Origin of the sequence: Flavobacterium sp. FlaQc-52 (assembly GCF_044007495.1) — a bacterium.
Classification (GTDB): domain Bacteria; phylum Bacteroidota; class Bacteroidia; order Flavobacteriales; family Flavobacteriaceae; genus Flavobacterium; species Flavobacterium cupriresistens.
Genome location: NZ_JBIPCV010000006.1, coordinates 109,314 through 134,976, shown reverse-complemented (window position 1 = coordinate 134,976; position 25,663 = coordinate 109,314). Strand labels below are relative to the sequence as shown.

Sequence of the window (25,663 nt, the reverse complement as noted above, 5' to 3'; positions counted from 1 at the left end):
ACCGCCCATTATGCAAAATAAATTAATCTTAACATTGGATCAGGGAACCACTTCCTCGAGAGCCATCGTGTTTAATCATGATGGCGAAATTGTGAGCATTTCTCAAAAACCTTACGAACAGATTTTCCCAAAACCGGGATGGGTAGAACACGATCCAAACGAAATCTGGTCTTCCCAAATTAGTGTTGCAGCCGAAGTGATTGCAAAAGTGGGAATTTCGGGAAGAGAAATCGCGGCAATTGGAATCACGAACCAACGCGAAACCACCATTGTCTGGGACAGAGAAACCAGCGAACCCTTGTACAATGCCATTGTTTGGCAAGATCGCCGAACAGCCAAGTATTGTGATGAATTAAAAGCAAAAGGGCATTCCGATATGATTCAGGAAAAAACAGGACTGATACTGGATGCCTACTTTTCCGGAACCAAATTAAAATGGATTTTAGACCATGTTGAAGGCGCACGTGAAAAAGCCGAACAGGGAAAACTGTGTTTTGGAACTGTAGACACCTGGCTCATTTGGAAACTAACGCGAGGCAAAATGTTCATGACCGATGTTTCTAATGCGAGCAGAACCTTATTGCTAAACATTCATACCTTAGAATGGGATGACGAATTACTCGAATTATTTGACATTCCAAGAGCCATGTTGCCCGAAGTAAAACAAAGTAGCGAAATATATGGCGAAACCAGCACCACGTTATTTTCCTCAAAAATTCCGATTTCGGGTGTAGCCGGAGATCAGCAGGCAGCCCTTTTTGGACAATTGTGCACCGAACCCGGAATGATGAAAAATACTTACGGCACCGGTTGTTTTATGCTAATGAATACCGGAGACAAACCTGTTTATTCTAAGAACAATCTCTTAACCACCATCGCCTGGAAGATAAACGGCAAAACAACTTATGCGCTGGAAGGAAGTGTTTTTGTAGGCGGAGCGGCCGTACAATGGCTGCGCGACGGTGCAAAAATGATTAACTCATCAGACGAAATCGAAGCCTTAGCGGCAAGTGTTCCGGACAATGGCGGTGTTTATTTTGTCCCTGCCCTGACAGGATTAGGTGCTCCGCATTGGGATCAATATGCGAGAGGAGCTATCTTGGGTATTACCAGAGGAACAACGAGCGCACATATAGCACGTGCCACTTTAGAAGGGATAGCTTATCAGGTATATGATTTAGCAAAATCAATGGAAGCGGACTCGGGAAATGCAGGAATAGAATTAAGAGTCGATGGCGGAGCTGTTGTCAACAATCTAATGATGCAATTCCAATCTGATTTATTTGGTTTTAAAGTAATACGCCCAAAAACACTCGAAACAACAGCACTGGGCGCCGCCTATCTGGCCGGATTAGCCGTAGGGTATTGGAAAAGTGTAGACGAATTACAAAAACAATGGTCGGTTGACAGAGTCTTTTCTCCCGAAATGCCAAAAACAGAAGTAGACCAACTCGTACACAACTGGAACAAAGCCGTTGGACGCACAACTAAATGGATTGAAGATTAATCTAACCAACCTCAAAAAACACAAAAATGACCCCATTTACAGCAGAAATAATAGGTACCATGCTTCTTATACTACTAGGAAACGGTGTGGTAGCAAACGTAGTTTTAAAAGACACCAAAGGCAACAATTCAGGATGGATTGTTATTACCACAGCTTGGGCTTTGGCTGTTTTCGTAGGCGTTCAAGTTGCAGGTCCGGTGAGTGGCGCGCACTTAAATCCTGCCGTAACAGTTGGTTTGGCCATAGCAGGAAAATTTTCATGGGCATTAGTGCCTTCCTATATTATCGCTCAGCTAATTGGCGCAATGGCAGGAGCATTCTTAGTCTGGCTATTTCATAAAGATCATTTTGCCGCCACAGAAGATGAGGGGGCAAAATTGGCTTGTTTCAGCACCAGTCCCGCAATCAGAAATCCTTTTTCTAATCTTATCAGTGAAATAATCGGCACTTTTGTACTGGTCTTTGTGATCTTTTATTTTTCCGATCCCAGCATTTCACTAGCCAGTGATCCTTCTGCAAAAATAGGATTAGGTTCAGCAGGTGCGATTCCTGTTGCTTTTTTAGTTTGGGGCATCGGCCTGTCCTTAGGAGGAACTACGGGTTATGCCATCAATCCGGCTCGTGATTTAGGCCCTCGAATTGTACACAGCCTCCTTCCCTTCAAAGGAAGTAGCGATTGGAGTTATGCCTGGATTCCCATTGCAGGACCACTTTTGGGTGCTTCTTTGGCCGCATTCTTATTCGGAATTTTAAATTAGTCCATTCAGGTCATTAGTTCTCTTATCCCTAATATTAAAAAGATTACACCTTATTTTCAGAATTAAAATGAGATAAATCTCCAGCAAAAATTAAAAGATTTGCAAAAGTATCATTTTGAATCTACCCCTACTTTAGCTCAATGTCATTAAGTTAAGGATTGTCAAAAACAAAGTCTCACGCAGGTTTTAGTGGAATGGAATTAAAAAAATCCGCAGAATCCGCAGAATCTGCGTGAAAAAATCTCTTACCTTAATAACATTGAGCTTTAACCAAACTGGCGCTTATTTTGACTAAAGTCATTAAATTCTTAAATCAAACCATACTCTCCCAGCAAAGGCAGGAGGCAATTCAAAATAATGCGATCTATAGTGCCCTTGAAACAGCTTTTTAAAACTCAAAAAAAGCATCAAAACAATGTTAAATCTTCATCTGACATCTTGTCATAATCATTCAAATAATTGTACCTTTGCCACCTTATTAAAATTCACTTCTGAAAGTGCCTTATGGAAAAGATTATTGAAGAAAGCAAACAGGGCGAAAGTCTTGTTTTAGAAAATAAACCTGAGAATACAAAAAAACTTTTTATAGAGAGTTACGGTTGTGCGATGAATTTTTCGGACAGTGAAGTCGTAGCTTCCATTTTATCCCAAGGCGGATATAACACCACTTCGGTTTTAGAAGAAGCCGATCTGGTTTTAGTAAACACCTGTTCTATCAGAGACAAAGCCGAACAAACGATTCGCAAACGTCTGGAGAAGTATAATGCTGTAAAACGAATTAATCCAAAAATGAAAGTGGGCGTTTTGGGCTGTATGGCCGAACGTTTGAAAAGTCAGTTTTTGGAAGAAGAAAAAATAGTCGATCTTGTTGTTGGTCCGGATGCTTATAAAGATTTACCAAATCTATTGGCAGAAGTTGAAGAAGGTCGTGACGCTATCAATGTAATTTTATCGAAAGAGGAAACTTACGGAGATATTTCACCCGTTCGTTTAATGAGTAACGGAATCACCGCTTTGGTTTCGATCACACGTGGTTGCGATAATATGTGTACGTTTTGCGTGGTACCTTTCACCCGTGGGCGTGAGCGCAGCCGTGAACCGCAAAGTATCATGCAGGAAATTCAAGACTTATGGAGTAAAGGCTTTAAAGAAATTACGCTTTTAGGACAAAACGTTGACAGTTACCTTTGGTATGGCGGGGGTCTAAAAAAAGATTTCGTAAATGCGTCTGAAATGCAAAAAGCAACAGCAGTAGATTTTGATCAATTGCTTGAAATGGTTGCCGTTGGTTTTCCTAAAATGCGTATTCGCTTTTCGACTTCAAATCCACAGGATATGCACGAAAGCATTTTGCACGTTATTGCAAAATACCCGAATATCTGTAAACACATTCACTTACCGGTTCAATCCGGAAGTAACCGAATTCTAAAAGAAATGAATCGTCTGCATTCGCGTGAAGAATACATGGCTTTGATTGATAAAATCAGAGCAATTGTTCCCAATGCATCGATTTCACAAGATATGATTGCCGGTTTCCCAACAGAAACCGAACAAGATCACGAGGATACGATGAGTTTAATGGAATATGTGAAGTATAATTTTGGTTATATGTATTCGTATTCAGAGCGTCCCGGAACTTTGGCAGGAAGAAAAATGGAGGATGATGTTCTCGAAGAAACCAAAGCCCGAAGATTGCAAGAGATTGTTGATTTACAACAAAAACACGCCTGGTTCCGTTCTGAAGAGTTTATCGGTCAAACGGTAGAAGTTTTAGTCGAGAAGGTTTCTAAAAAATCAAAAGAAGAATTCTCAGGCAGAAACTCTCAAAGTATCACAGTAGTTTTCCCGAAAGAGAATTATAAAATTGGGGATTTTGTGAATGTAAAAATCACAAGCTGCACCAGCGGAACTCTTAAAGGAGAAGCTGTGGGATTGAGTAGTATGAATTAATATTTTTTTTGCCACAGATTAAAAGGATTAAAATGATTTTTTGTCGTATTTTTCTTTCTTTTTTAACTAGGCAAATAAATTTATGCAACATTACAGAGAAAGCGAAACTTATAAAATTATTGGTATTTGCATGGAAGTACACCGAAATCTCGGACCAGGCTTATTAGAAATAATTTACAAAGACGCTTTAGAAATAGAATTTAAAGAAAATAATGTTCTTTTTGAAAGAGAAAAAGAATATTCAATTGAGTACAAAGGCAAAATTTTGCCTCATAAATTTTATGCAGATTTCATTATTAATAACGATATTGTATTAGAAATAAAAGCAGTAAAAGAATTTTCAAATGAACATATCGCTCAGATTTTAAACTACATCAAAATATCTCAATCTGAAGTAGGGCTACTTGTTAATTTTCAAACAAAATCTCTACAGTACAAAAGATATATTTTATAAAATATTAAAAAAATCTGTGTTAATCATTTTAATCTGTGGCAAAAGATAAAGAAACATATGGAGACCGTTCAAGCAATAAAACAACGTTTTGAAATTATTGGAAATGATCCAAAATTAAACCGCGCTATTGAAAAAGCAATTCAGGTTGCTCCTACCGATATCTCCGTAATGGTAACGGGAGAAAGTGGTGTTGGTAAAGAAAATATTCCACGAATCATTCATTCGCTTTCGCACAGAAAGCATGGTAAATATATTGCCGTAAACTGTGGAGCTATTCCGGAAGGAACTATTGACAGTGAACTTTTCGGCCATGAGAAAGGCGCTTTTACGGGAGCGACGAGCACCCGTGAAGGGTATTTTGAAGTGGCAGATGGCGGAACAATTTTTCTCGATGAAGTGGGTGAATTACCGTTAACCACTCAGGTTAGATTACTCCGTGTACTTGAAAATGGAGAGTTTATAAAAGTAGGATCTTCACAAGTTCAAAAAACCAATGTGAGAATCGTTGCGGCAACCAATGTCAATTTGTTCAATGCTATCGAAAAAGGAAAATTCCGTGAGGATTTGTACTATCGTCTGACTACGGTTGAAATAACCTTGCCGCCTTTGCGTGAAAGAAACGAAGACATCCATTTATTATTTAGAAAATTCGTGGCCGATTTTGCACATAAATACAAAATGCCACCTTTGAAATTAGATGATGATGCCGTTCAGTTGCTGCAAAAATTCAGATGGAATGGAAACATTCGTCAGTTACGAAATGTAGCCGAGCAAATTTCTGTTTTAGAAACCAATCGCGATATTACCTTATCTACTTTACAATCTTATTTACCTACGGAAGGAAGTAATTTACCTTCGGTAATCAGCGATAAGAAAAAAGAAAGTGATTTTAGTACGGAAAGAGACATTTTGTATAAAGTCCTTTTTGATATGAAAAGTGATTTAAATGATTTGAAAAAGCTCACTTTAGAATTAATGAAAAACGGCAGTTCAAAAGTGCAGGATATCAATCCTAATTTAATTCAGAAAATATACGGCTCACAGGAAAATGAAAGTGAAATTGATTTTGAAGAAGAACCAAGAACAGCTGTCATGACACCTACCGCCCGCGAAGACAATTATCGCATGCAGGATGACAACAATTATCTCGATGCCGAAACAATTGAAGAGGAAGAGATTTTACGTCTGGAACAAAAAGAAATCGAAATGATCAAAAAGTCATTAGAGAAAAACAAAGGAAAACGTAAGGCTGCCGCTGATGAACTAGGTATCTCAGAACGAACTTTATACCGAAAAATCAAACAATTCGACTTGTAGATAAAAACTAAATTCCAAAAAATAAATTCCAAATTCCAAATTGGTATATTTGAAAAAAAATTGAAAACTCACAATTCCAAAAACGGCCCTCGCCCAAAATTGGAATTTGGAATTTCAAAAAATTGGAATTTCTAACTATTATTATGAAAAAAATATATTCTCTCTTAGCTCTAATCAGCCTCTTTTTATTAAGTGGTTGCAATGTTTACAATTTCACAGGAACAGGACAAATTGAAGGCAAAACGTTCCAAGTTAACTTCTTCCAGAATAATGCTGCTCTGATTGAGCCGGGAATAGACAGGGATTTTACTTTGGCTTTACAGGATTTAATTCAAAATCAAACCAATCTAAACTTAGTCAGTACTGGCGGGGATTTGGTTTATGAAGGAGAAATTGTAGATTACAGAACTACTCCAATGACAGCAACTGCCGACCAACAAGCGGCTCAAAACCGTTTAACGATCCGTATTAATGTTCGATTTACCAATAGAAAAAAGGAAGCGGATGATTTTGAAAGAACATTTGAATTCTACAAAGATTATCCGGGAACAGAGCAATTGGTAGGTTCTACTTTAAATTCTGCTATTAAAGAGATTTACGACAGAATTACCCAGGATATTTTTAATGAATCCTTGGCAAAATGGTAGTTTTGGTTTAACCGTTACATCTCTTATTCATTAAAATGATGTAACAGTAACCTTCCCGATTAAACAAATAAACAATTCGACGATTAAACAAAAAGAAATGAACGTAACTGATTATACATACCTAATAAACAAACCCGATGCTATTACCGAAAAGCAAACGGAGGGATTAGGCAATGTTCTGAATGAATTTCCGTATTTTCAAAGTGCAAGGGCATTACGATTAAAAGGACTTTATGATCAGAATAGTTTTAAGTATAATTATGCTCTAAAGGTTACTGCTGCTCATACTACAGATCGTTCTGTATTATTTGACTTTATTACTTCTGAGAATTTTGTATCCATTCAAAATGACTATTACGATCAAAAACTGTTGGATCTTTTAAACATTACTGTTTTTGAAAGTGAAATTGTTTTACCCGAAATCCAAAAAGTTCCGGAGATTCGAATCGATCCAATCGAACAATCTATACTGACTTCAATAAGACAGGCCACAACTGTTGTTTTTGAAGAGTCCGTAAAAACAGAAGAGCAACCTGTTATCGAACAGCCTGTTATTATTCCAATAAAAATAGAACCGGAGGTCATTTTTGAAGAACTGATAAAAACCGAAGAACAGCCTGCCGCAATTGTTATTGAGCAACCTTTAACACCTGCAAAAGAAGAAACCGAAGTTGTTTTTGAAGAATTGATAAAAACAGACGAACAAACTGTTCCAACCTATATAAAGGAAGAAACTCAAGAACAAGTTATACCTTCTGCCACAGAACAACCAGTTGCTGTTCCTGTAGAAGAAGAAATACTTACTGTAATTGAAGAACCAATACAAACAGAAGAACAACCTGTTGTAACTTCTACACCGGAAGAGCCTTCAATTGTTGCTGAAGAAACGGTAACAATTCCAGACGTTCGTGTTGAACCTATTGCGGAATCTGACTTTATTTCTTTAAAAGAAGCCACAACCGTTGTTTTTGAAGAGGTAGTAATTACGGAAAAGTCAAAAGAAACAGAAGCTCAGGAAACCGTAAAAATTGCGGAAGAAAATCTGGAAATCGGAAAACCGTTGGATTTTTCTGTTAACGAAAAACATTCCTTTCAGGAATGGCTGCAACTATCCAGAACAGAACCAATTGACCGAACTAGTGAAGGTCCACAAGAAAATACCGAACCAGTAAGTGAAGTTGAGAAGACTCCTGAACCTGTTGTTGAAACTATTGTTCCAATTGAAGAAACAGAAACAATAGAGGACGAGAAAAAGAAAAAAGCGGAATTAATCGATAAATTTATCGAAACAAATCCGAAAATCGCACCGGTCAAGTCCGTAGTAGCCACTACCACTACTCAATTTGACATCAATAAGGAAGAGAATCCATACCTGATGACAGAGACTTTAGCCAGAGTCTATTTGGAACAAAAGAAATATACAAAAGCAATCCAAGCATATGAAATATTAATTTTGAAATATCCAGAAAAAATTAGTTTCTTTGCAGACCGCATATCGGATATAAAGATTTTACAACAAAATAACAATAACAATTAAACAATGAGCACATTTTCAATTTTTTTAGTTTTAATCACAATAGTTTGCTTTCTATTGATCGTAGTAATTATGGTACAGAATCCTAAAGGAGGCGGATTGTCTTCTACAATTAGTGGGACTCAAATGCTAGGTGGAGTACAAAAAACGACAGACTTTTTAGATAAAAGTACTTGGACGTTAGCTACTATCTTAATTGCTTTAATTTTACTTTCAAGCTTAAGCTTTACAGGATCATTAAGTGATACTGACTCTAAACTTATTGAGAAAACGGAAGCTCCTGCTGCCAAAACACCAGCTGCTCCGGCTCAACAAACTCCTGCTCCGGCAGCTCCTGCAACAAAATAATAATTTTGATATAAAATTGAAATGCCAGCCTGTCAAAGCTGGCATTTTTTTTAGGAAATAATGTCAGTTTTTGAAGCATGGCATAATTTCTGAAAGTTTTTGAACATTAAAAAGTATAACCTAAATATAAATAAAATTATGGCTTTAAATATTAAACCGCTTTCTGACCGCGTACTTATCGAGCCTGTTGCAGCTGAAACTAAAACTGCTTCAGGAATCTTTATTCCAGATACTGCCAAAGAGAAACCACAAAAAGGTACTGTAGTTGCAGTTGGAAACGGATCTAAAGATCACACTATGACTGTAAAAGTTGGTGACACTGTTCTTTATGGTAAATATGCCGGAACAGAATTAAAACTAGAAGGCACTGATTATTTAATCATGCGTGAAGAAGATATTCTTGCGATAATCTAAAAATAAAAGTAAGTAATAAATAGTAAGAGTGAAGTACTACGGTAACTTGAAACAACTCAAACTTTAAACAAAAAACAAAAAATGGCAAAAGATATAAAATTTGATATTGAAGCACGTGACGGATTAAAACGTGGTGTTGATGCATTGGCAAATGCTGTAAAAGTAACTTTAGGACCTAAAGGTCGTAACGTAATTATCGGGAAATCATTTGGTGGACCAACGGTTACTAAAGACGGTGTTTCTGTTGCAAAAGAAATCGAATTAAAAGACCCATTAGAAAATATGGGCGCGCAAATGGTTAAAGAAGTTGCTTCTAAAACCAATGATTTAGCAGGAGACGGAACTACAACGGCTACTGTTTTAGCTCAGGCTATCGTAAAAGAAGGTTTGAAAAACGTTGCTGCAGGTGCCAATCCAATGGACTTGAAACGTGGTATCGATAAAGCAGTTGAAGCTATCGTTGCAGACTTAGCGAAACAAGCTAAAGTAGTTGGAAGTGATTCTGATAAAATCAAACAAATTGCTTCTATCTCTGCAAACAATGACGAAGTTATTGGTGATTTGATCGCTACTGCTTTCGCTAAAGTAGGTAAAGAAGGAGTAATTACTGTTGAAGAAGCTAAAGGAACAGATACTTATGTTGACGTTGTGGAAGGAATGCAATTTGACAGAGGATACCTTTCTCCATATTTTGTTACAAATCCAGAGAAAATGGAAGTTGAATTAGACGCTCCATACATCTTATTATACGATAAAAAAGTATCTTCTTTAAAAGAGTTACTACCTGTTTTAGAGCCGGTTGCTCAATCAGGAAAACCATTATTAATTATTGCTGAGGATGTTGACGGAGAAGCTTTATCTACTTTGGTAGTAAACAAATTACGTGGAGCTTTAAAAATTGCTGCTGTAAAAGCGCCAGGTTTTGGAGACAGAAGAAAAGCAATGTTAGAAGACATCGCTATCTTAACCGGTGGTACTGTAATTTCTGAAGAAAGAGGATATACCCTTGAAAACACTACTATCGAAATGTTAGGAACTGCAAAAAGAGTTTCTATCGATAAAGACAACACTACAATTGTAAGTGGTGCAGGTGAAGCGGATGTCATCAAAAACCGTGTGAACCAAATTAAAGGTCAGATGGAAACTACAACCTCTGATTATGACAAAGAAAAATTGCAAGAGCGTTTGGCTAAATTAGCCGGTGGTGTTGCTGTTCTTTATGTTGGAGCTGCTTCTGAAGTAGAAATGAAAGAGAAAAAAGACAGAGTTGATGATGCCTTACACGCTACTCGTGCTGCTGTTGAAGAAGGAATCGTTGCCGGTGGTGGTGTTGCCTTATTAAGAGCTAAAGCGGCTTTGGCTGACTTAAAAGCAGACAATGCTGACGAGGCTACAGGAATTCAGATTGTATCTCGCGCTATTGAATCTCCACTTAGAACTATCGTTGAAAATGCAGGTCTTGAAGGTTCTGTAGTAGTAGCTAAAGTTGGTGAAGGTTCAGGTGATTTTGGATACAACGCTAAAACAGATGAGTATGTAGACATGTTAAAAGCAGGAATTATCGATCCTAAAAAAGTAACTCGTGTAGCACTTGAAAACGCTGCATCTGTTTCAGGAATGATCTTAACTACAGAATGTGCCTTAATTGATATTAAAGAAGAAAACGCTGGCGGAATGCCAATGGGTGGCGGTATGCCGGGAATGATGTAATCGTTCTTAACTTCTTACCTTATAAAACGCCAAATAGAAAATTCTATTTGGCGTTTTTCTTTTATCTATAATCGAAACAACTATAGATTTACTTTTGTTATTTGATGTTTTTAAAAGCTTTTGGAGGAAGTTTTATGCTGTTTTTTGCCACGAATTACACTAATTCCCACGAATTTCTCTTCAAATCATTGCGCACAGATTAGTGCAAATTAGTGCAATTCGTGTCTCTTTAAAAAAATCAATTAGCTCACCACCTTATAAGTTGGATCTTCAATTACATTTACCTTAATCACAGCAGCTGCATTTTTAAGTAATATTCTGCAATCCTCACTTAAATGTTTTAACTCGATTACTTTACCTAATTCGTTGTATTTTCTGGTCAGATTATTTACAGCCTCAATCGCAGACATGTCCGCAATACGGCTTTCTTTAAAATCAATAATCACTCTGTTGGGGTCATTTTGTATATCGAATTTCTCCATAAAAGTGGCTATTGAGCCAAAGAACAAAGGACCGTAAATTTCATAATGTTTCACACCCTCAGCATCCATAAAATGTCTGGCGCGGATTCTTTTAGCGCTTTCCCAGGCAAAAACCAGTGCAGAAACAATTACACCAATCAAGACCGCCAAGGCCAGATTGTGCAGTAAAATAGTAATTACTGCGACCAGAATTCCAACGAAAATATCGTGTTTGGGCATCTTGTTTATAATCCTCAAACTGGACCACTCAAATGTCGTAATTGCTACCATCATCATAACTCCCACCAAAGCAGCCATTGGCAATTTCCCGATTACGGGAGCGCCAAAAAGTATGATTACTAAAATGGTTAATGAAGCAATAATTCCCGAAAGTCTGGCTCTGGAACCTGCCGAAAGATTTACCAAAGTTTGCGCAATCATCGGGCAGCCTCCCATTCCGAAAAAGAAACCATTCAGGATATTAGAACTCCCTTGTGCAATACATTCCCGATTGCTGTTACCACGTGTTCCGGTGATTTCGTCTACTAAATTAAGCGTTAGCAAACCTTCTGTTAAACCTACTGCTGCTACGATTACGGCGTAGGGAAATATTACTTTAAAAGTTTCAAAAGAAAGTGGAATATTTGGAATATGAAACGGAGGAAATCCTCCCTGAACCGAAGCAATATCCTGAACTGTTTTAGTCTCAATATTAAACACTAAAACAAGGATAAAAACTACCAATATCGCGACCAAAGATGCCGGAACTGCTTTGGTAATTTTAGAAAAAAGCAACACTATACCCACTGTAAGTACCGTCAATCCTGCCATAACGTACAAAGAAGTTCCCTGAAGCCAGGTTGTTTGCCCGTTTACAATGGTTTTAAATTGTTCTAACTGTGACATAAAAATAACAACCGCAAGACCATTCACAAAACCAAACATCACAGGTTGTGGAACCAGTCTGATGAACTTTCCAAATTTAAAAAGTCCAATAGCAATTTGTACTACTCCCCCCAGTGCGACGGCTGCAAAAACATATTCTATTCCGTGTGATCTCATCAAGGCGATCAAAACAATCACCGTTGCTCCTGCACCACCCGAAATCATCCCGGGTCTGCCTCCAAAAACAGCGGTCACCAAACCTGCAATAAAAGCTGCGTACAAACCGGCCAAAGGAGGAAATCCGGCGAGAATTGCAAAAGATAATGATTCGGGAATCATCGTCATCGCCACCGTTAAACCTGCTAAAATTTCATTTTTATAATTAACCTTTTGTGAAAAGTCAAAGAGGGAATATGCTTTTTTCATAAGAGCACAAATTTAAAAAATTATGCGCATAAACAGAAGAAACTCTTTCAATCCTGAGAAAAGCCTGAAAAACTCGTATTTCGTGTATCGGTTCTTTTAAAAACGGATTCAATAACGGAAAGTATAAAACTTAATTACTCTAACGGCACACAAATATACCCCAGACAGTTTACATAATCTATTATGTTTTTGGGCTCTAATTCGATACCTTCAACTCTTAGAATTTTGTCACAGTCCTCCAGATCAAAATTGATTTTATAATCAGGAAACTGGGTCTGGATCACTGCAATTATATAATTTTTGTCTGATTCTTTCTGAACATTTGTTTTAAAAACCTCAACAACCATAACGCTATTTTTAAATAATAAAAAACTAGAATTTTTAATTTTGTCTAAAAAAGACAGTCCGATATACCAAACCTATATCTAAGTCCGGATATTTTCTTTCTGATCGTAACCATTCGGTTGGTTTGCTCACCTTCTGCTGTCATTTCTGACCTTAACGTTTTTCACACAAAAAAACGATTGCCTGAGGTGTAACTCGATATTCCTAAGTAACACCGGATTTAAACTCCAGCTGATTGAACTTAAAAACACCTTTTAAATTTGAGGTGCTTAAAGTTAAGAAAAAACCTTCAGACTCCGATTCGGTTCCAAATTGTTTTTTTACAATGATCAAAAACCAAAGCAAATGTAAATGAGAAGTGCTTATTATAACAGCATAATTACACCAATGGCGTCAAAATTTACACCAATGGCGTTCGTATAATTTTTATTCGCTACGCTATTGTAAATTATAATATTGCCCTAATTTTGTCCTTATGACGATTCTCAAAATTTACCAGAACTTTTTTCTTAGAAACCTCATCCTGAATATCATTTTGTTTGGGCTTATTTTTATCTGTGTTTACGATGAAACAAAATTCACCGGACAGGATTTATCCTTCATTACTACTAAAATTGCTTTAGGCTTTTTTCCTTGTATTATCTGGATTACCTTTTTTAATCTTTGTATCATCAGACCCTTTTTGTTTCAAAAAAAAATAAAGACTTTCTTCTTCCTTCTTTTCATCTATTGGACTGCTTTTTATTATTTTATGAACTGGTATTTTCCATTGGTCGGATTAGAGAAATCGAGAACCCTGTCGATTGTATCGCTTATGATAAACGGGATTGCTTTTTACTTTCTTCATATGATTATTATGAAAAAAGTATCTCAGACCAATAAAGACATTATTAATTTCAAATCAGAGCTTTCGTTTTTAAAACAGCAGCTGAATCCGCATTTTTTATTGAATGCCATGAATAATTTATATGGCGAATCCTTGTCTGAACCCGAGAAACTTCCCGACAGAATTCTGAACCTTTCTGATTTACTGCGGTATCAGATTGAAGCAACCAAAAAAGATTTTGTCTTTGTAGCCGAAGAAATAGATTTCATTAAAAAATATATCGAATACTATACGTTCCGGAACGAAAGGCTGGGCATTACCCAAAATTATGAAGGTTCATTTGACAACATCGAAATTCCGCCTTTGTTCTTCTTGCCGCTGGTAGAAAATGCTGTAAAATTCTCTGCTGAAACAACCGAACCCTTTATTACAATAGATTTAAAGGTAGACCAGCAGAATTTGTTTTTCACTTTAAAGAATAATTATCCCGAAACCGGTTCCCGACTTTCGAGCACAGGAATCGGAATTGAAAACTTAAAACGACGTCTTGAAGTATACGGTTTAAAACACGAATTAACCTGTAAAAAAGAAGCAAACATCTTTAGCGTAACACTAAACCTATGGCACTTACCTACCGCTGTCTGATTATTGATGACGAATCGCCCGCACATAAGGCATTGGCATCACATATTTCTAAATTTGACGATCTGGAGCATTCCGGAAGCGCTTTTAGTGGTATGGAGGCATTAAAAATGCTCAATGAAAATACCTATGACATTATTTTTCTGGACATTAATATGCCGCTTCTTTCGGGTGTTGAACTTATGGAAATACAACCCAAAAGACCCCTTACCATTGTCACAACGGCCTATTCTGATTTTGCGCTTTCTGCCTATCAAAATGATGCAATTGATTATCTGTTGAAACCCATTTCATTTGAAAAATTCTCGAAAGCTATCGAAAAAGCAAGAACGTATTATTCCGGAAAAAGCCTGAAAAAGGACGATACTACCAACAAAAAAGTGCTTTCCCTACGCGTAAATGGCCAAATGACCGATGTTGTAATTAGTGATATTTTATACATCGAAAGTCTGGGTAATTACATGAAACTGTATAGCGCTAAACTCAACTTACCACTGCTTATTTACGGCTCTCTCGCCAGTATCACCTCAGAAATTGACAGCACTGACTTTCTTCAGGTACATCGTTCTTATATCGTAAACGTTAATAAAATTAAAGCGGTTACGTTCAAAAACCTAACCATGAATACGAACGAAATTATTCCTGTGGGAAGGAAGTATCAGATTTTATTGAATAGTTTTTTTAAGTAACAATCTGTTTATCAAAAATACACAAAAGCTCAACTTTAAACAGTTGAGCTTTTTTTCGTTTTATAATTTGTTAAAAAAAGATAATAACACCTCACCAATATCTTTAATTTAAGCTTACTTTTACTACAAAATAATTCTAACTGCCACCGCTATGATAACCAAAACTACATTAGACACACTTTATTTAATTAATGATTCCAATCGAATGGTTTCAGTAGAAATAGTAATTGGTGATCAGGGTCAGACCTCTTCTTTGATCGTATCGCTAAACGATGAAGTCATTGTTCCTGACCCTAATAGTAATCCCTCTGAAACGGCCCATAGCGGTAATTTGCCTAAAACAGCCATTAAGGAAAATAAATTACTGCATGGAAAAAATCTTAAAATACAAGCTGTCATAACCGATACCTCTAAAGAAACCAATATAACTTCATTAACTGTAAAATTATCCGGCGGTTTCATAACCAGAACCTATCCCCTATACAAAATGGTCGACAAAGAAGGAGAATCTGCAGATTACTATTGTTATATTGATTTTACTGACTCTACAAAGTTGTGATTATGAAAAAAATAGCTACCCGATTTATTTTAGTTTTCTTTCTCTTTACAAACCTCGTACTTATAGCCCAGGAAAAAGATAATAGTGAGGAATTTGATTTATTAAAAGCTCCAATTTCTCCCGCTTCCAACCTATTAGGTTTTTCGCAAAGCGACATCGACAAACCAACAGATGTCTCTGCTTTTATGACCTCCCTGCAAACAGCAACAAATTCCTTTTCGCAATTGCCCTCCAATTATGCTATCGATATTGCTCCGTTTTGGTTGTTTAAAAAAGACAATCCGGGTGATATCAGTACCAAAGGCCTGAGTAATTCCTCTGGCAAAAAAGTAGTAAAGCAGACTTTGGTCTTATCGTTTGCTGTTAAAAATACAGACTCCATTTCGAATAATTTTGACCCAGCAAGCACCTATGCTGCTTTTGGTTTCCGGTTTTCTATTTACAGAGGTGAGTATGACAGCAAAACTAAAAATCAGTTAGCAGCAATTGCTTTATTACAGCAGGAAAAGTTAAAATTGATGAAAGATAATCACATGGAGGTGTATGAAAACCTTCCGCTCGAAATTGATAGTCTGAAAAAAGTACGAAAAGCTATTTTTATAGGAATTGATCCTAATGATACATCAGACGACAATACCAAGCTTGTTGAATTATTATATAAAAAAGCAGATAAATTAGACTCCATCATTTCCTTGAAAATACAAATTTTATTGGATGACAATATAAGTTCAAAAACAAAGAATGGTGATAGCGATTTAAACAAATTTGAAAGAATCGATACCAAGATAAAGCAACTGGCAAGTCAATTCCAGCTGGCCAGAGTCAATTTTACATGGGATATTGCGGGAGGTATCAGTGCCGAATTCAGAAATAAAAACTTCAACAATTCAAAAGTTTACAATTCGGGAATATGGACCACTTTTGGTTATACTTGGGAAAAATCGGGTTCCCTATTAGGCTTAGTACGATATTTATATAATCCGGATAAAATCTTTGCCTTAGACAATCAGGTAAACGAAATGAACAATGTCTCTACTATTGATACCGGAGTCAGGTACATTATAGGAAAATCACAATCTAAATTTAATTGCAGTATAGAGGCCATTTACCGAAGTGCCTTGTCTAAAAACACCACTAACTCTTCCTGGAGGCTTATGGCAAATGCCGATTATGCTATTTTAAAGAATCAGAAATTGACATTCTCTTTTGGACGCAATTATGACGGAACGACTTCTAAAGATGGTAATCTGATAGCTGCCTTAGGCCTTGTATTTGGATTTGGTAACAGCAGATAAATTAATTTCAGAACATAAAACTTCAATAGTCGAATCCTACCTAAAAAATATTGGTATTTTTGAAAGACTTAGACAATTAAAATTAAACCGGTACTCCCATGGAAACTTTTAAGATTCTCGAAACATATAAGACCCAATATAAAGATCCTATTGTTTTGCATGTAGCCGAAATTGTACATCTTGGAGAAGAGGAAAAAGAAGAAAAATGGAAGGGTTGGATCTGGGCAGAAAGCAAAACCAATAAAGGCTGGATACCGCTGCAGATACTTGAAATTTCGAGCGATAAAAAAACCGGTAAAGTTTTAGAATATTATTCCGCCAAAGAATTAGATGTTGAAAAAGGGGATGACATCGAAAAAATCAAATCTTTAAATGGGTGGACATGGTCCAGAAATGTAAAAACCAATACAGAAGGATGGATTCCTGACGAAATTATCGAATAGAATAATAGTTCATTTTTTGAGAAAAAGTTACGTCGTAAAAACAACAACTATTGGTTGAATTTTTTAGCTTTGCAAGATTATCAAAATTGCCTGGGAAGCAATTTTAAAATCTAAAGACAATGAAAGCCATCACTTCAACATTTTTATTCTTAATGCTTCTTTGTTCAAATTCTTACGCACAATTGAATTCCGATCAAATATTCGACAGTTTTAAACAGGGTGAACGTACCAACTGTTCCTCGATTGCTTTTATTAAGGCTTCTTTAAATGTTTATGGACTGGACAATCTTTTTGTAACTGAAAAAGTAAACGATAACGGGTATAAAATAACATTAAAAAACAATGCTTCTTTTACTTTAAAAAATGAAGAACTTGATAAAGCAAGCTTTTCTGCGGGTTTTGTATTTATTAAAGAGAATGAGGAAAACACCAAAATAAAAGACTACGCCGTATTGGCCTATGCCGTAATGGCAAAATACAAACAAATTATTGACAGAGAATCAACTTTTGACAAAGCATTAGAGGATTTGGAAGATGGTGAAGTATATACGCCAACTATTTATAAATATTTAGGATTCGAAAAAGACAAACAAGTACTGCCGTTAAAACGATTAACAGGAAATGAATATTGTGGTGTAGTAGCATGGTCTACGGCACATGCTGTTTTTGTTTGTGAAGAATATATGGACTATTATGGCAATAAAAAACACATCTGGGGAAAATACCCGGGACGTTTCAGAATCATTAATACAGACGCAATTTCCAAACACTTAGAAAAACCGGATAACGCAAATTTATAATTCTAATTTTCCGTAGCCTTGTCATTCTTCTTAAAAATGGAATTTTAACCCCAAAATTCCACAATCAAAACAGTCCAAACCTTTGTACCTTTGCCTCTTTGCCACTCAAAAAAAGAAGCCCCACCAAAAATTAAAGTTCCAAATCGAATATGACACGAGAACATTATATTCCTTTCAACAAGGAATTCTTACTCGAGCAACAAATAAGTGTTTTTGCTGAAGACCCACAAAAAAGTGATGCTTTTAAAAAATTGTTTGACATTGTTGAACATTACTATCATTACGAAGCCTTTAACCTAAACCGCAATCTAAAACAGAACTACGCTTTATTCGACCCCGATTTGAGTCCGAAAGAGCGTGAAGCTTTTGTTGGTAAAAGTGATTTTTTGATTTTTAAAGAAACGCTTCATAAGGTTTTAGCCCACGGCAATTACACTCGTATAGATCAGGAAACTTTAGACAGGGCCTTTAAAGAATCTGACTTAATTGGCTTGAATCTTTCTATCGATTTTAATGCTTTTAAAGACTACGAATTGTACGTTCGCGGCCATCATAAAGCGACAGAAAAAGTATCTAAATTTGTTTTCTGGAAAAAGGAAATAGAAGTAGAATACTACGATCGTGTGATGGTTTATCTGAATTACAACGAAGCCGATTATCTGAAAGAGAAAAAAGTCAAGCTAGGAAAAATGCCTGTTGACCCGGGTTCTATCGGGTTAAAAATCTTTAAGCGTGTTCCTAAAAACGATCTCGAAACGATATTTCCAAACGCCATTCCGAGAATGTCAACCCGGGATAAATTATTCTTTTGGGTACCGGGAATCGGAGGTGGTATTTCTTTACTGAGTACAACGGTAATTCCGGCATTGATTGGCATGTACGCTGCGTATCAATCGGGCGAAACAATTGATTTGCTAAACAGTAAAGCTTCCTTAAATCAGGGATTAATTGCACTGGGAATATTGTGTGCTTACTTGTTCCGTCAGTACAGCAACTTTATCAATAAAAAAATCAAATACGGAAAAATGTTATCCGACAGTCTTTACTTTAAGAATCTCGGAAACAACAGCGGTGCTTTTTACTCACTCTTAAACTCTTCGGAAGAAGAAGTGCTTAAGGAAACGATATTGGCCTATGCTTTTTTATACAGAAGCCCTACTCCGCTTACCGAAGATGAACTCGATGCTCAAATTGAATCCTGGTTTCTGACAGAACTCCACACTGACCTGGATTTTGATGTAAAAGATGCTTTAGAAAAATTACAAAATATTGGTCTTGGTATAGAAACCAACGGCAAATGGGAAGTTATCGGACTCGATAATGCACTTGTAAAAATCGACAAATTATGGGATAGTGTTTTTGAATATAATCAGGAAACAACCTCAGGATTGAATTGCACCTAATTTTTTTTTAAACACATAGACACATAGATTCTATTTTTTTTAAAGACTATAAAAAGAAAATTCTTTTTATACATATATGCAGACTTTCTGTTTTTTAAATAAGTGAAATACCTGTTTTTGAGTTTCGAAAGCTATGTCTCTATGTGTTAAAAATAATTACACACAAAGACTTGAAACAAAAAAAGAGAACAAAATTGTTCTCTTTTTAATTGTATAATTTTGAAAGTTCTTAATTTTAAACCTCCATAAGATCATCTACCGTCTCTCCCATGTCACCAACGGCAACCAAGGCAGGTTTTGAAGCTTTTAAGGTATTGAATCTTTCCAATTGTGCTAATTCTCCTTCTTCACCACTGAAGTACGGGAAAACGTCCATAATCGGAGATTCTGAAATCGCAGGAATCGTATAATCTCCCATAGTGTTTTTCATTACCGTAATGGTATTATCGTAAGCCTCTTTTACATCATTGGCCTGCACCAAAAGATACATGTTAGTCTTTCTCTCTTTACCACTTTCTTCATCATAAGCCATTAGAGTAACTTTTGATTTAAACCAACGATCGGCGTTTTCAAATGGGTGTATCTCGGCAAAATTTGCCACCTTTATATTCGTGATTTTAAATTCTTCACTAACGTAAGCAGCCATTTCTTCATTGATTCTGCTTTCTGCTTCTGTATAAGATACCGCATCTACCAAATAAGGTTCTGAAGTAACTTTTTGTCCTCCGGTCTCATCGGTTTTTCTGTATTTTACTTTGCATTCGTACCAAATTGCGCTCATTTCTTCTGTTTTTAAGGATGCCAAAGATAGATTTTAAAGGGCATAAAAATCGACAATTTAAAAAATAGATATTCACAATTTCCAATGGTCTTCGAATTACTTTTTTACGTTTTGCAGATTATTATTTTTGAGACACTTAGAACTCATTATTCCTATTTTAAATTATAAAAAAACAAATATTATTTAATAGATTTGTTATATACCTAAATTCAAAAGTATGAGAACATTAGAGCAATGGTTTGAAGAATATGCCGTAAGTCATCAGAATCCAAAAAACAAAGCGATTCATTACGTCTGTGTTCCGGCAATCTACTTTTCGATTGTGGGTTTATTAATGAGTATTCCAAGCGGTTTTATTGCCAGTACCCTACAACTCAATGCTCCTATTGTAGAAAATTGGGCGGTTGTCGTATTGATTTTTGTACTGCTCTTCTATATTCGGCTATCGGTTGCAATGGCGTTTAAAATTGCTGTTCTCTCAGCGCTTTGTCTAATCGTAAATTATTATATCGGACAAGTTTTACCGCTATGGTTGTTCTCCATCGGTGTGTTTGCAATCGCCTGGATCGGACAATTCTACGGACACAATATCGAAGGTAAAAAGCCTTCTTTTCTCAAGGATCTTCAGTTTTTAATGATTGGCCCTGCGTGGGTGGTGGAGAATTTGTTTTCTAAGAAATAGTTTTTTTAGTCGCAGTCGCAGTTTTCAGTCGCAGGCTGAAACCGGGAAGTATAACTGTAAAAATGTCAACTGAAAACTGTGACTGAAAACTGCGCCTAAAAACCGAGACAGTTCTAAAAACGACAATCAAAGTACCTTCTTCACACCGGGGATTCGTAAAATAAGTCCTCCGAGGCCATAACTTGCTCCAAGAACTATTGGAGCTACTAAAAGTAATTTTAAGGCAGGATCAACCTCCCAATTTCTTATAGCCAGCGTCAAACCTACAATTACGAGCGGGTGAAAAATGTATACAACAAAATTAAGACGTGTCAATTTACGTAGCACTACCGATCCGCTGTTCCATTTTGTTCTTCCTTTGATCAAAAGTACCGTCAATATAGAGATTCCGATCCATTGCTCCCAAATGGCATATAACAACGACTGCCAATGAAATCCGCCTGAGTACCAAGATATGGGCATGTTTACTTTTGCGCGGATAAGAAAAAATACAGGGAAAAACAGCAAACTTAACACAATTGATTTCATCAGTCGCTTTTGAGTCAAGTCCGAAAGTTGCGCAAACCAATTGTTTCTGGCTGCAATAATTCCCACGCTAAACAAAGCAATATATTGCGTAAAATGCCCCAATTGAAAACCAACAGGCTCCAGCGCCCATCCGACCGGAAATGCAATTCTCACGATAAAACTGATTATTCCCAATGCAACTGCAAATACTACAATTTGAAATGCTCCCGGTACCGGTACTGATTTCTTAAAATCGATTTTAAAGATGCTTTGCAGAAATACATAAATCAAACTAAATAATAGCAATGCAGCAACGAACCACATTACTCCAAAATCAATCCAACTGTCGTATCCTGACAGATATTGAAAAATGGTTATATGTTGTCCTTTTGCAAAATAATAAACCAAATAACTTAATAATGGAGAAAGTACAAAGGAATAAAACAACAACGGAATACCCAACCTAATCAACCGATCCATGATAAAATGGAAGGCTCCTTTTTTAGAATAAGACGAACCGGTAAAATACGCCGCCAGCAAAAAGAAAAAGCCCATGAAAAAGGACTGATTTATACTCACAAACATTGTCATTGGGATGAGTGCTCCAAAACTGCTTGTTTTCTGCACCCAATACCAGCCACCCGGCCCTCCGTAGGCAATAACGGTATGATGAAGAATAACTAATATCGTCAATATGGTTTTAATATTGTCAATATATACTAATTGATCTGACTGACCGGATTTCGGGATTTCTAATGACATGATGACTTGTTCTAAAATTACTTTACACAACCGGCAATCGGTTGACTAAGGCAAACGTACAACAAGATAAAGGCTTCTATGCATGCCATGTTATGAACAACAAGCTTTTGTGACGAACAACAACCTTAAGCTATATTTGGCTTTCTGAGCTGTTGATAACAGTTATTAAAATTGTCTAACTGTTTTCTGGAAACGGGGATTTTTTCTTCGGTACCTATAAATGATAATAGATATCCCTGCGAATTTCCGGTAACTTTTTCAACCTTGAACATGTTTATTAAATACGTTCTATGGCATCTAAAGAAATGTGGATAAGCTGAAATTTGCGTTTCGAATTGGCTAAGGGAAATTCTTTTCAATTCTGTTTCGATTTTGTTGCTGGCCGATTTTGTTAATTCGATATAATTCCCATCAGCTTTTACAAACAATAAATCGTCTATATTTAAACTAAAATCATCCTGTTTTACCTGTGTCGTAATAAAAAGCGGAGAGGAAACAACTTTTTCACCTTCTTCACTTTTGAGTGGCTGAAATTGAAGTACGAATGGTGAACCTTGCTTGGTCTGAAAATAGAAACTAACGACTCTGAGAAAAAAATAAAAGAAGATTCCCGCGACAAAACAATTTCGAATTTCTTCCCATAAATAGCGTAGCGACCAATTATAGGCATTGTTGTAAATCAAATCACGCATTAAAAAACTCGTTATACCCGCCAAAATTAAAAAAAAACTCATGTGCAGATATTCCCTAAGCAAACTCCAATTAGGTAACAGCTGTTTTTTTCTTCTAAAATAATTCAAAGTGGAGAAGTACAAATAAAAAAGCAGCGCAGGTGAAAAGGCATGCAAGGCACAGATAAAAAAATAGTTCATTTTGTGCTCCGGCTCATACACTCCAAAAGGGGTAAACAACAAAAGAAACAGCAATAGGGTACTAAAAACAACAATAGTACTCTTAAACAAATTCGCTGTCTCATACCTAGACGGATACTCAATCTGTTGTTGCAAATGTTCATTGTTGATGTAGAATCGCATAACTGTATAGTACTTTTGACTGCTTAGCGAATATATGAAATAAAAAAGCAGCATTCAAAAATATTGAAATGCTGCTTTTTTATTCCAAACTGTCAGGATGATTGATCAAATGGCTATTCAATATAGATATCTCGATTCTGCCATTTTAGAATATTTACCCTTATTCATTATCCTTCGTCTTTTGTAATATTAGCCATCAGATCTGGATTCCGACAGTATGCCTCCCTCACCTTTAGTCAAAACTAACAGAACAATAATTTTAGATTCGTCGTTAACAATAAAAGGTAATATTGTTTCTTCGTTAAATTTTATATAATACAACCTCTCCTTATCCTTAAGTTTTATCTCGTTGTTATACTTCTTGTTTTCATATTCTTCTGCAGAATAAACGATTATTTGCTCCCCTTCTTTTTTATATCCTTGTCTTATTGTATTCAAAACAAGGAGACTGGTTTGTTTTCCTTTTTCGGTATATTTTACTGAATTTTCTATAATACTATCGATAGAAGTTGATTTGTCTACTATTTGATTTGCAAAATCTTTAAGTATCTTTTTATCACTCTTCATGTAGTAATAAAAATATCCTCCACAAAAAAACAAAACCAATGCTAGTGCTACTATTTTTTTCATATTTATTTCTCTTTAATTACAAGTTCCTTTATTACTTGCTGAATTTGCCCCAGCAGTTTGTTTAGTACCATTTGCAGGGGTGGACATACTTCGTATATTTTGTCCTAATTGCCCAGGATTACTACCACCGCCACCCGGCCATGTTCCATATGAATCATTTAGATTTAATCCACCTAATTTACCAACTGCAATACCGAAATCAGTACAATTATATGAATTTAAATTATAAGTACTTGGTGCGGTATTAGTAGCATAGTTTATAATATTTGCTAACTGACTCGCATTAATACCAGTAGATATACTTACGTCAAAATAGTGGTTTTCATCATTACCAAAGGCTTTTGTGTCAGTAGGCGACGTTATGGGATCTACAGATGTAGCTGGCCAATAACCTACTACACGTCTAATATTTCCTTGCTGGATAGCTACAAAAGTGTGTCCCACATCTCCTCCCATAGTATATGCATCTGGACTATTTGCTATTGGTTGATCGACATAGATCACTAACTCTGCACCTTTACTTAGATCAAAACATTTTAAATATTCTTTTATATTAGTGATTACTTTTGCAGGGCCAATGATAACTACATTTGCTAACTCAATAGCACCACTATCTCCTGCTCCTGGATCTTGCTCCCAAGTAACCTCTCCACCTCCATTTCCCCCACTGAGATTATCTCCCCAACCGAAATCAGCTATTTCGAAATAATGATTCTTTTTATATCTGTTAAAAACGATTACTTCTGACAATGTTCCACCATCCTCATCACTAGTAGCCTTGTTTGTGGTGCTATTTGAATTTTTCTTTATGTACTTTACAAGTGATATGCCATTCTTCACGCCAAAACCAGTTATGAAATTTCCCTCTAAATCGTATATCAGTGCTTTACCAGAAAAAGGAGTTGTAATCTGTGAACCGTCAGAATGTATTTTATAGACAACGCTCTTAATTACATTGTTAACTTTCAGAAGAAGTATTCTGTCAAAACGTTCTGCATTAGTTCGTTTAAAAGGAATGACGGTTAGCAATTGATCAGTATTACTCAATTTTTCTTGAGTAATTTTCTCTAAGTCAAGACCTGCAATTTGATTTCTTGACAGTTTACCCACAGGATTATTCTGTGATGTTAATAAAAAGGCTTTAGCTTCATTGATACTTACTGTCTGAATTGAACTTTGCGATTGTTCTACTGCATTTTCTTCCTGTTGACAATTTGTTAGTGCTAGTGCCAAAGTAAAAAGAATAATTCTTTTCACCGTTTTAAATTTTTCTAATTTGTTACTTCTCATTCCTTTGTTTTACCATTTCATTTCGCATTTTGCTGGGTAGAATTGGATTTAGTTAGTCCCGTGGTTAATTAAGTTAATAAATTACTTAAACTGTTACCGCTACGATTATTCATAAAATCTTTTAATTGTTTTATCCTAATCACCTGATTTTGAAACCCTGCAGTACTAAGTACAATTTTTTAAAATAAACAGGATAGCGTATTACAGTTTTTTCTTAAAAAAAAACGAAAGTATACATTTTATACATTCAAACCAATTGTAAGAAGTTTTTTATTTTTAAAATCACTGAAACGTAAATTCACCAGCGGTTTTAAGCAAAAGATCCTCTTTCTACTGCAAAACAAACCAGTTACAGTTACACTAATCAGACAAAAGAAGTTGCAAAACTATTGCAATAATATTCTTTTAAAGAACAGGTATAAACACTCCTTGTAAGCAGGTCGACAATTTCGTAACTTGCTTTACACTACACAATTTCAGATAACTACAAACTACTTCGGCCATTTAAGAGAATATACCTCCATCAACTAGTTAGCTGCAATTTTTTTAATAACTTCTAAATTA

Annotated in this window: 25 protein-coding genes; 18 read left to right on the top strand and 7 right to left on the bottom strand. The window is 36.0% G+C overall.

The window, feature by feature from the left end:
* The first annotated feature begins 10 nt into the window (after positions 1-10).
* From glpK to groL, 10 genes are all read left to right on the top strand, one after another.
* On the top strand, positions 11-1,507 hold the full coding sequence (gene glpK / locus ACHRV5_RS12750; RefSeq protein WP_395427007.1) for a glycerol kinase GlpK: 1,497 nt from the start codon (positions 11-13) through the stop codon (positions 1,505-1,507).
* A 26-nt stretch (positions 1,508-1,533) separates the two neighbouring features.
* Positions 1,534-2,265, top strand: coding sequence for an MIP/aquaporin family protein (locus ACHRV5_RS12745; protein ID WP_047778522.1), 732 nt, complete (start codon positions 1,534-1,536; stop codon positions 2,263-2,265).
* 504 nt (positions 2,266-2,769) lie between these two features.
* The gene (miaB, locus tag ACHRV5_RS12740) at positions 2,770-4,215 is read left to right on the top strand and encodes a tRNA (N6-isopentenyl adenosine(37)-C2)-methylthiotransferase MiaB (protein WP_395427006.1); all 1,446 of its coding nucleotides are present in this window, start codon (positions 2,770-2,772) and stop codon (positions 4,213-4,215) included.
* Positions 4,216-4,297: 82 nt separating this feature from the next.
* A complete protein-coding gene (locus tag ACHRV5_RS12735) occupies positions 4,298-4,669 on the top strand; it encodes a GxxExxY protein (protein ID WP_395427005.1) in 372 nt (123 codons plus the stop codon).
* A 57-nt stretch (positions 4,670-4,726) separates the two neighbouring features.
* A complete protein-coding gene (locus ACHRV5_RS12730; protein WP_047778412.1) occupies positions 4,727-5,986 on the top strand; it encodes a sigma-54-dependent Fis family transcriptional regulator in 1,260 nt (419 codons plus the stop codon).
* Between the two features lie 143 nt (positions 5,987-6,129).
* Positions 6,130-6,633 (top strand): LptE family protein, encoded by a 504-nt coding sequence (locus tag ACHRV5_RS12725; RefSeq protein WP_395427004.1) that lies wholly within the window; start codon positions 6,130-6,132, stop codon positions 6,631-6,633.
* A gap of 97 nt (positions 6,634-6,730) precedes the next feature.
* Complete coding sequence (locus ACHRV5_RS12720) at positions 6,731-8,170, top strand: hypothetical protein (protein WP_395427003.1); 1,440 nt, start codon at positions 6,731-6,733, stop codon at positions 8,168-8,170.
* Positions 8,171-8,173: 3 nt separating this feature from the next.
* Positions 8,174-8,515 (top strand): preprotein translocase subunit SecG, encoded by a 342-nt coding sequence (gene secG, locus ACHRV5_RS12715; protein ID WP_047778410.1) that lies wholly within the window; start codon positions 8,174-8,176, stop codon positions 8,513-8,515.
* A gap of 138 nt (positions 8,516-8,653) precedes the next feature.
* A complete protein-coding gene (gene groES / locus ACHRV5_RS12710; RefSeq protein ID WP_047778409.1) occupies positions 8,654-8,929 on the top strand; it encodes a co-chaperone GroES in 276 nt (91 codons plus the stop codon).
* An 81-nt stretch (positions 8,930-9,010) separates the two neighbouring features.
* Positions 9,011-10,639, top strand: coding sequence for a chaperonin GroEL (groL, locus tag ACHRV5_RS12705; RefSeq protein ID WP_395427002.1), 1,629 nt, complete (start codon positions 9,011-9,013; stop codon positions 10,637-10,639).
* Positions 10,640-10,881: 242 nt separating this feature from the next.
* On the opposite strand, the gene ACHRV5_RS12700 is transcribed toward groL, so the two are convergent.
* Both ACHRV5_RS12700 and ACHRV5_RS12695 read right to left on the bottom strand, forming a co-directional pair.
* A complete protein-coding gene (locus tag ACHRV5_RS12700) occupies positions 10,882-12,411 on the bottom strand; it encodes a SulP family inorganic anion transporter (protein WP_395427001.1) in 1,530 nt (509 codons plus the stop codon).
* Between the two features lie 134 nt (positions 12,412-12,545).
* Complete coding sequence (locus ACHRV5_RS12695) at positions 12,546-12,758, bottom strand: hypothetical protein (RefSeq protein ID WP_047778406.1); 213 nt, start codon at positions 12,756-12,758, stop codon at positions 12,546-12,548.
* 473 nt (positions 12,759-13,231) lie between these two features.
* Between ACHRV5_RS12695 and ACHRV5_RS12690 the strand changes: the two genes are divergently transcribed.
* The 7 genes from ACHRV5_RS12690 (at position 13,232) to ACHRV5_RS12660 (ending at position 19,413) form a co-directional block, all read left to right on the top strand.
* A complete protein-coding gene (locus tag ACHRV5_RS12690; protein ID WP_047778405.1) occupies positions 13,232-14,227 on the top strand; it encodes a sensor histidine kinase in 996 nt (331 codons plus the stop codon).
* On the top strand, positions 14,203-14,913 hold the full coding sequence (locus ACHRV5_RS12685; RefSeq protein ID WP_230004632.1) for a LytTR family DNA-binding domain-containing protein: 711 nt from the start codon (positions 14,203-14,205) through the stop codon (positions 14,911-14,913). Before ACHRV5_RS12690 ends, ACHRV5_RS12685 begins: the two co-directional genes overlap by 25 nt.
* 151 nt (positions 14,914-15,064) lie before the next feature.
* Positions 15,065-15,472 carry a hypothetical protein gene (locus ACHRV5_RS12680; protein ID WP_047778403.1) on the top strand — a complete coding sequence of 136 codons (408 nt, stop codon included), beginning with the start codon at positions 15,065-15,067 and terminating at the stop codon, positions 15,470-15,472.
* Between the two features lie 2 nt (positions 15,473-15,474).
* A complete protein-coding gene (locus tag ACHRV5_RS12675; protein WP_395427000.1) occupies positions 15,475-16,767 on the top strand; it encodes a hypothetical protein in 1,293 nt (430 codons plus the stop codon).
* A 98-nt stretch (positions 16,768-16,865) separates the two neighbouring features.
* Positions 16,866-17,210 (top strand): SH3 domain-containing protein, encoded by a 345-nt coding sequence (locus ACHRV5_RS12670; RefSeq protein ID WP_395426999.1) that lies wholly within the window; start codon positions 16,866-16,868, stop codon positions 17,208-17,210.
* Between the two features lie 119 nt (positions 17,211-17,329).
* Positions 17,330-18,010: a hypothetical protein gene (locus ACHRV5_RS12665; protein WP_047778400.1), complete on the top strand. Its 681-nt coding sequence runs from the start codon at positions 17,330-17,332 to the stop codon at positions 18,008-18,010.
* Between the two features lie 149 nt (positions 18,011-18,159).
* Positions 18,160-19,413: a TMEM143 family protein gene (locus ACHRV5_RS12660; RefSeq protein ID WP_047778399.1), complete on the top strand. Its 1,254-nt coding sequence runs from the start codon at positions 18,160-18,162 to the stop codon at positions 19,411-19,413.
* A 235-nt stretch (positions 19,414-19,648) separates the two neighbouring features.
* On the opposite strand, the gene ACHRV5_RS12655 is transcribed toward ACHRV5_RS12660, so the two are convergent.
* Positions 19,649-20,194 carry a DUF4494 domain-containing protein gene (locus tag ACHRV5_RS12655; RefSeq protein ID WP_230004627.1) on the bottom strand — a complete coding sequence of 182 codons (546 nt, stop codon included), beginning with the start codon at positions 20,192-20,194 and terminating at the stop codon, positions 19,649-19,651.
* Between the two features lie 217 nt (positions 20,195-20,411).
* Here ACHRV5_RS12655 and ACHRV5_RS12650 point away from each other — a divergent pair, with 217 nt between their 5' ends.
* Positions 20,412-20,876, top strand: coding sequence for a DUF962 domain-containing protein (locus ACHRV5_RS12650; RefSeq protein ID WP_395426998.1), 465 nt, complete (start codon positions 20,412-20,414; stop codon positions 20,874-20,876).
* A gap of 126 nt (positions 20,877-21,002) precedes the next feature.
* On the opposite strand, the gene ACHRV5_RS12645 is transcribed toward ACHRV5_RS12650, so the two are convergent.
* From ACHRV5_RS12645 to ACHRV5_RS12630, 4 genes are all read right to left on the bottom strand, one after another.
* Positions 21,003-22,145 (bottom strand): acyltransferase, encoded by a 1,143-nt coding sequence (locus ACHRV5_RS12645; RefSeq protein WP_395426997.1) that lies wholly within the window; start codon positions 22,143-22,145, stop codon positions 21,003-21,005.
* Positions 22,146-22,270: 125 nt separating this feature from the next.
* The gene (locus ACHRV5_RS12640) at positions 22,271-23,179 is read right to left on the bottom strand and encodes a LytR/AlgR family response regulator transcription factor (RefSeq protein WP_395426996.1); all 909 of its coding nucleotides are present in this window, start codon (positions 23,177-23,179) and stop codon (positions 22,271-22,273) included.
* A 189-nt stretch (positions 23,180-23,368) separates the two neighbouring features.
* Positions 23,369-23,809 (bottom strand): hypothetical protein, encoded by a 441-nt coding sequence (locus ACHRV5_RS12635; protein WP_395426995.1) that lies wholly within the window; start codon positions 23,807-23,809, stop codon positions 23,369-23,371.
* 12 nt (positions 23,810-23,821) lie between these two features.
* Positions 23,822-25,099 carry a hypothetical protein gene (locus ACHRV5_RS12630; RefSeq protein WP_395426994.1) on the bottom strand — a complete coding sequence of 426 codons (1,278 nt, stop codon included), beginning with the start codon at positions 25,097-25,099 and terminating at the stop codon, positions 23,822-23,824.
* Positions 25,100-25,663 lie beyond the last annotated feature (564 nt).

Excerpts from the sequence above, each read along its gene's own strand:
- ACHRV5_RS12635 (WP_395426995.1), bottom strand. The coding sequence starts at position 23,809 with ATGAAAAAAATAGTAGCACTAGCATTGGTTTTGTTTTTTTGTGGAGGA.
- miaB (WP_395427006.1), top strand. The coding sequence starts at position 2,770 with ATGGAAAAGATTATTGAAGAAAGCAAACAGGGCGAAAGTCTTGTTTTA.
- ACHRV5_RS12685 (WP_230004632.1), top strand. The coding sequence starts at position 14,203 with ATGGCACTTACCTACCGCTGTCTGATTATTGATGACGAATCGCCCGCA.
- ACHRV5_RS12700 (WP_395427001.1), bottom strand. The coding sequence starts at position 12,411 with ATGAAAAAAGCATATTCCCTCTTTGACTTTTCACAAAAGGTTAATTAT.
- glpK (WP_395427007.1), top strand. The coding sequence starts at position 11 with ATGCAAAATAAATTAATCTTAACATTGGATCAGGGAACCACTTCCTCG.
- ACHRV5_RS12695 (WP_047778406.1), bottom strand. The coding sequence starts at position 12,758 with ATGGTTGTTGAGGTTTTTAAAACAAATGTTCAGAAAGAATCAGACAAA.
- ACHRV5_RS12650 (WP_395426998.1), top strand. The coding sequence starts at position 20,412 with ATGAGAACATTAGAGCAATGGTTTGAAGAATATGCCGTAAGTCATCAG.
- ACHRV5_RS12680 (WP_047778403.1), top strand. The coding sequence starts at position 15,065 with ATGATAACCAAAACTACATTAGACACACTTTATTTAATTAATGATTCC.
- ACHRV5_RS12720 (WP_395427003.1), top strand. The coding sequence starts at position 6,731 with ATGAACGTAACTGATTATACATACCTAATAAACAAACCCGATGCTATT.
- groL (WP_395427002.1), top strand. The coding sequence starts at position 9,011 with ATGGCAAAAGATATAAAATTTGATATTGAAGCACGTGACGGATTAAAA.
- ACHRV5_RS12670 (WP_395426999.1), top strand. The coding sequence starts at position 16,866 with ATGGAAACTTTTAAGATTCTCGAAACATATAAGACCCAATATAAAGAT.
- secG (WP_047778410.1), top strand. The coding sequence starts at position 8,174 with ATGAGCACATTTTCAATTTTTTTAGTTTTAATCACAATAGTTTGCTTT.
- ACHRV5_RS12730 (WP_047778412.1), top strand. The coding sequence starts at position 4,727 with ATGGAGACCGTTCAAGCAATAAAACAACGTTTTGAAATTATTGGAAAT.
- ACHRV5_RS12735 (WP_395427005.1), top strand. The coding sequence starts at position 4,298 with ATGCAACATTACAGAGAAAGCGAAACTTATAAAATTATTGGTATTTGC.
- ACHRV5_RS12675 (WP_395427000.1), top strand. The coding sequence starts at position 15,475 with ATGAAAAAAATAGCTACCCGATTTATTTTAGTTTTCTTTCTCTTTACA.
- groES (WP_047778409.1), top strand. The coding sequence starts at position 8,654 with ATGGCTTTAAATATTAAACCGCTTTCTGACCGCGTACTTATCGAGCCT.
- ACHRV5_RS12645 (WP_395426997.1), bottom strand. The coding sequence starts at position 22,145 with ATGTCATTAGAAATCCCGAAATCCGGTCAGTCAGATCAATTAGTATAT.
- ACHRV5_RS12630 (WP_395426994.1), bottom strand. The coding sequence starts at position 25,099 with ATGAGAAGTAACAAATTAGAAAAATTTAAAACGGTGAAAAGAATTATT.
- ACHRV5_RS12725 (WP_395427004.1), top strand. The coding sequence starts at position 6,130 with ATGAAAAAAATATATTCTCTCTTAGCTCTAATCAGCCTCTTTTTATTA.
- ACHRV5_RS12660 (WP_047778399.1), top strand. The coding sequence starts at position 18,160 with ATGACACGAGAACATTATATTCCTTTCAACAAGGAATTCTTACTCGAG.
- ACHRV5_RS12655 (WP_230004627.1), bottom strand. The coding sequence starts at position 20,194 with ATGAGCGCAATTTGGTACGAATGCAAAGTAAAATACAGAAAAACCGAT.
- ACHRV5_RS12665 (WP_047778400.1), top strand. The coding sequence starts at position 17,330 with ATGAAAGCCATCACTTCAACATTTTTATTCTTAATGCTTCTTTGTTCA.
- ACHRV5_RS12745 (WP_047778522.1), top strand. The coding sequence starts at position 1,534 with ATGACCCCATTTACAGCAGAAATAATAGGTACCATGCTTCTTATACTA.
- ACHRV5_RS12690 (WP_047778405.1), top strand. The coding sequence starts at position 13,232 with ATGACGATTCTCAAAATTTACCAGAACTTTTTTCTTAGAAACCTCATC.
- ACHRV5_RS12640 (WP_395426996.1), bottom strand. The coding sequence starts at position 23,179 with ATGCGATTCTACATCAACAATGAACATTTGCAACAACAGATTGAGTAT.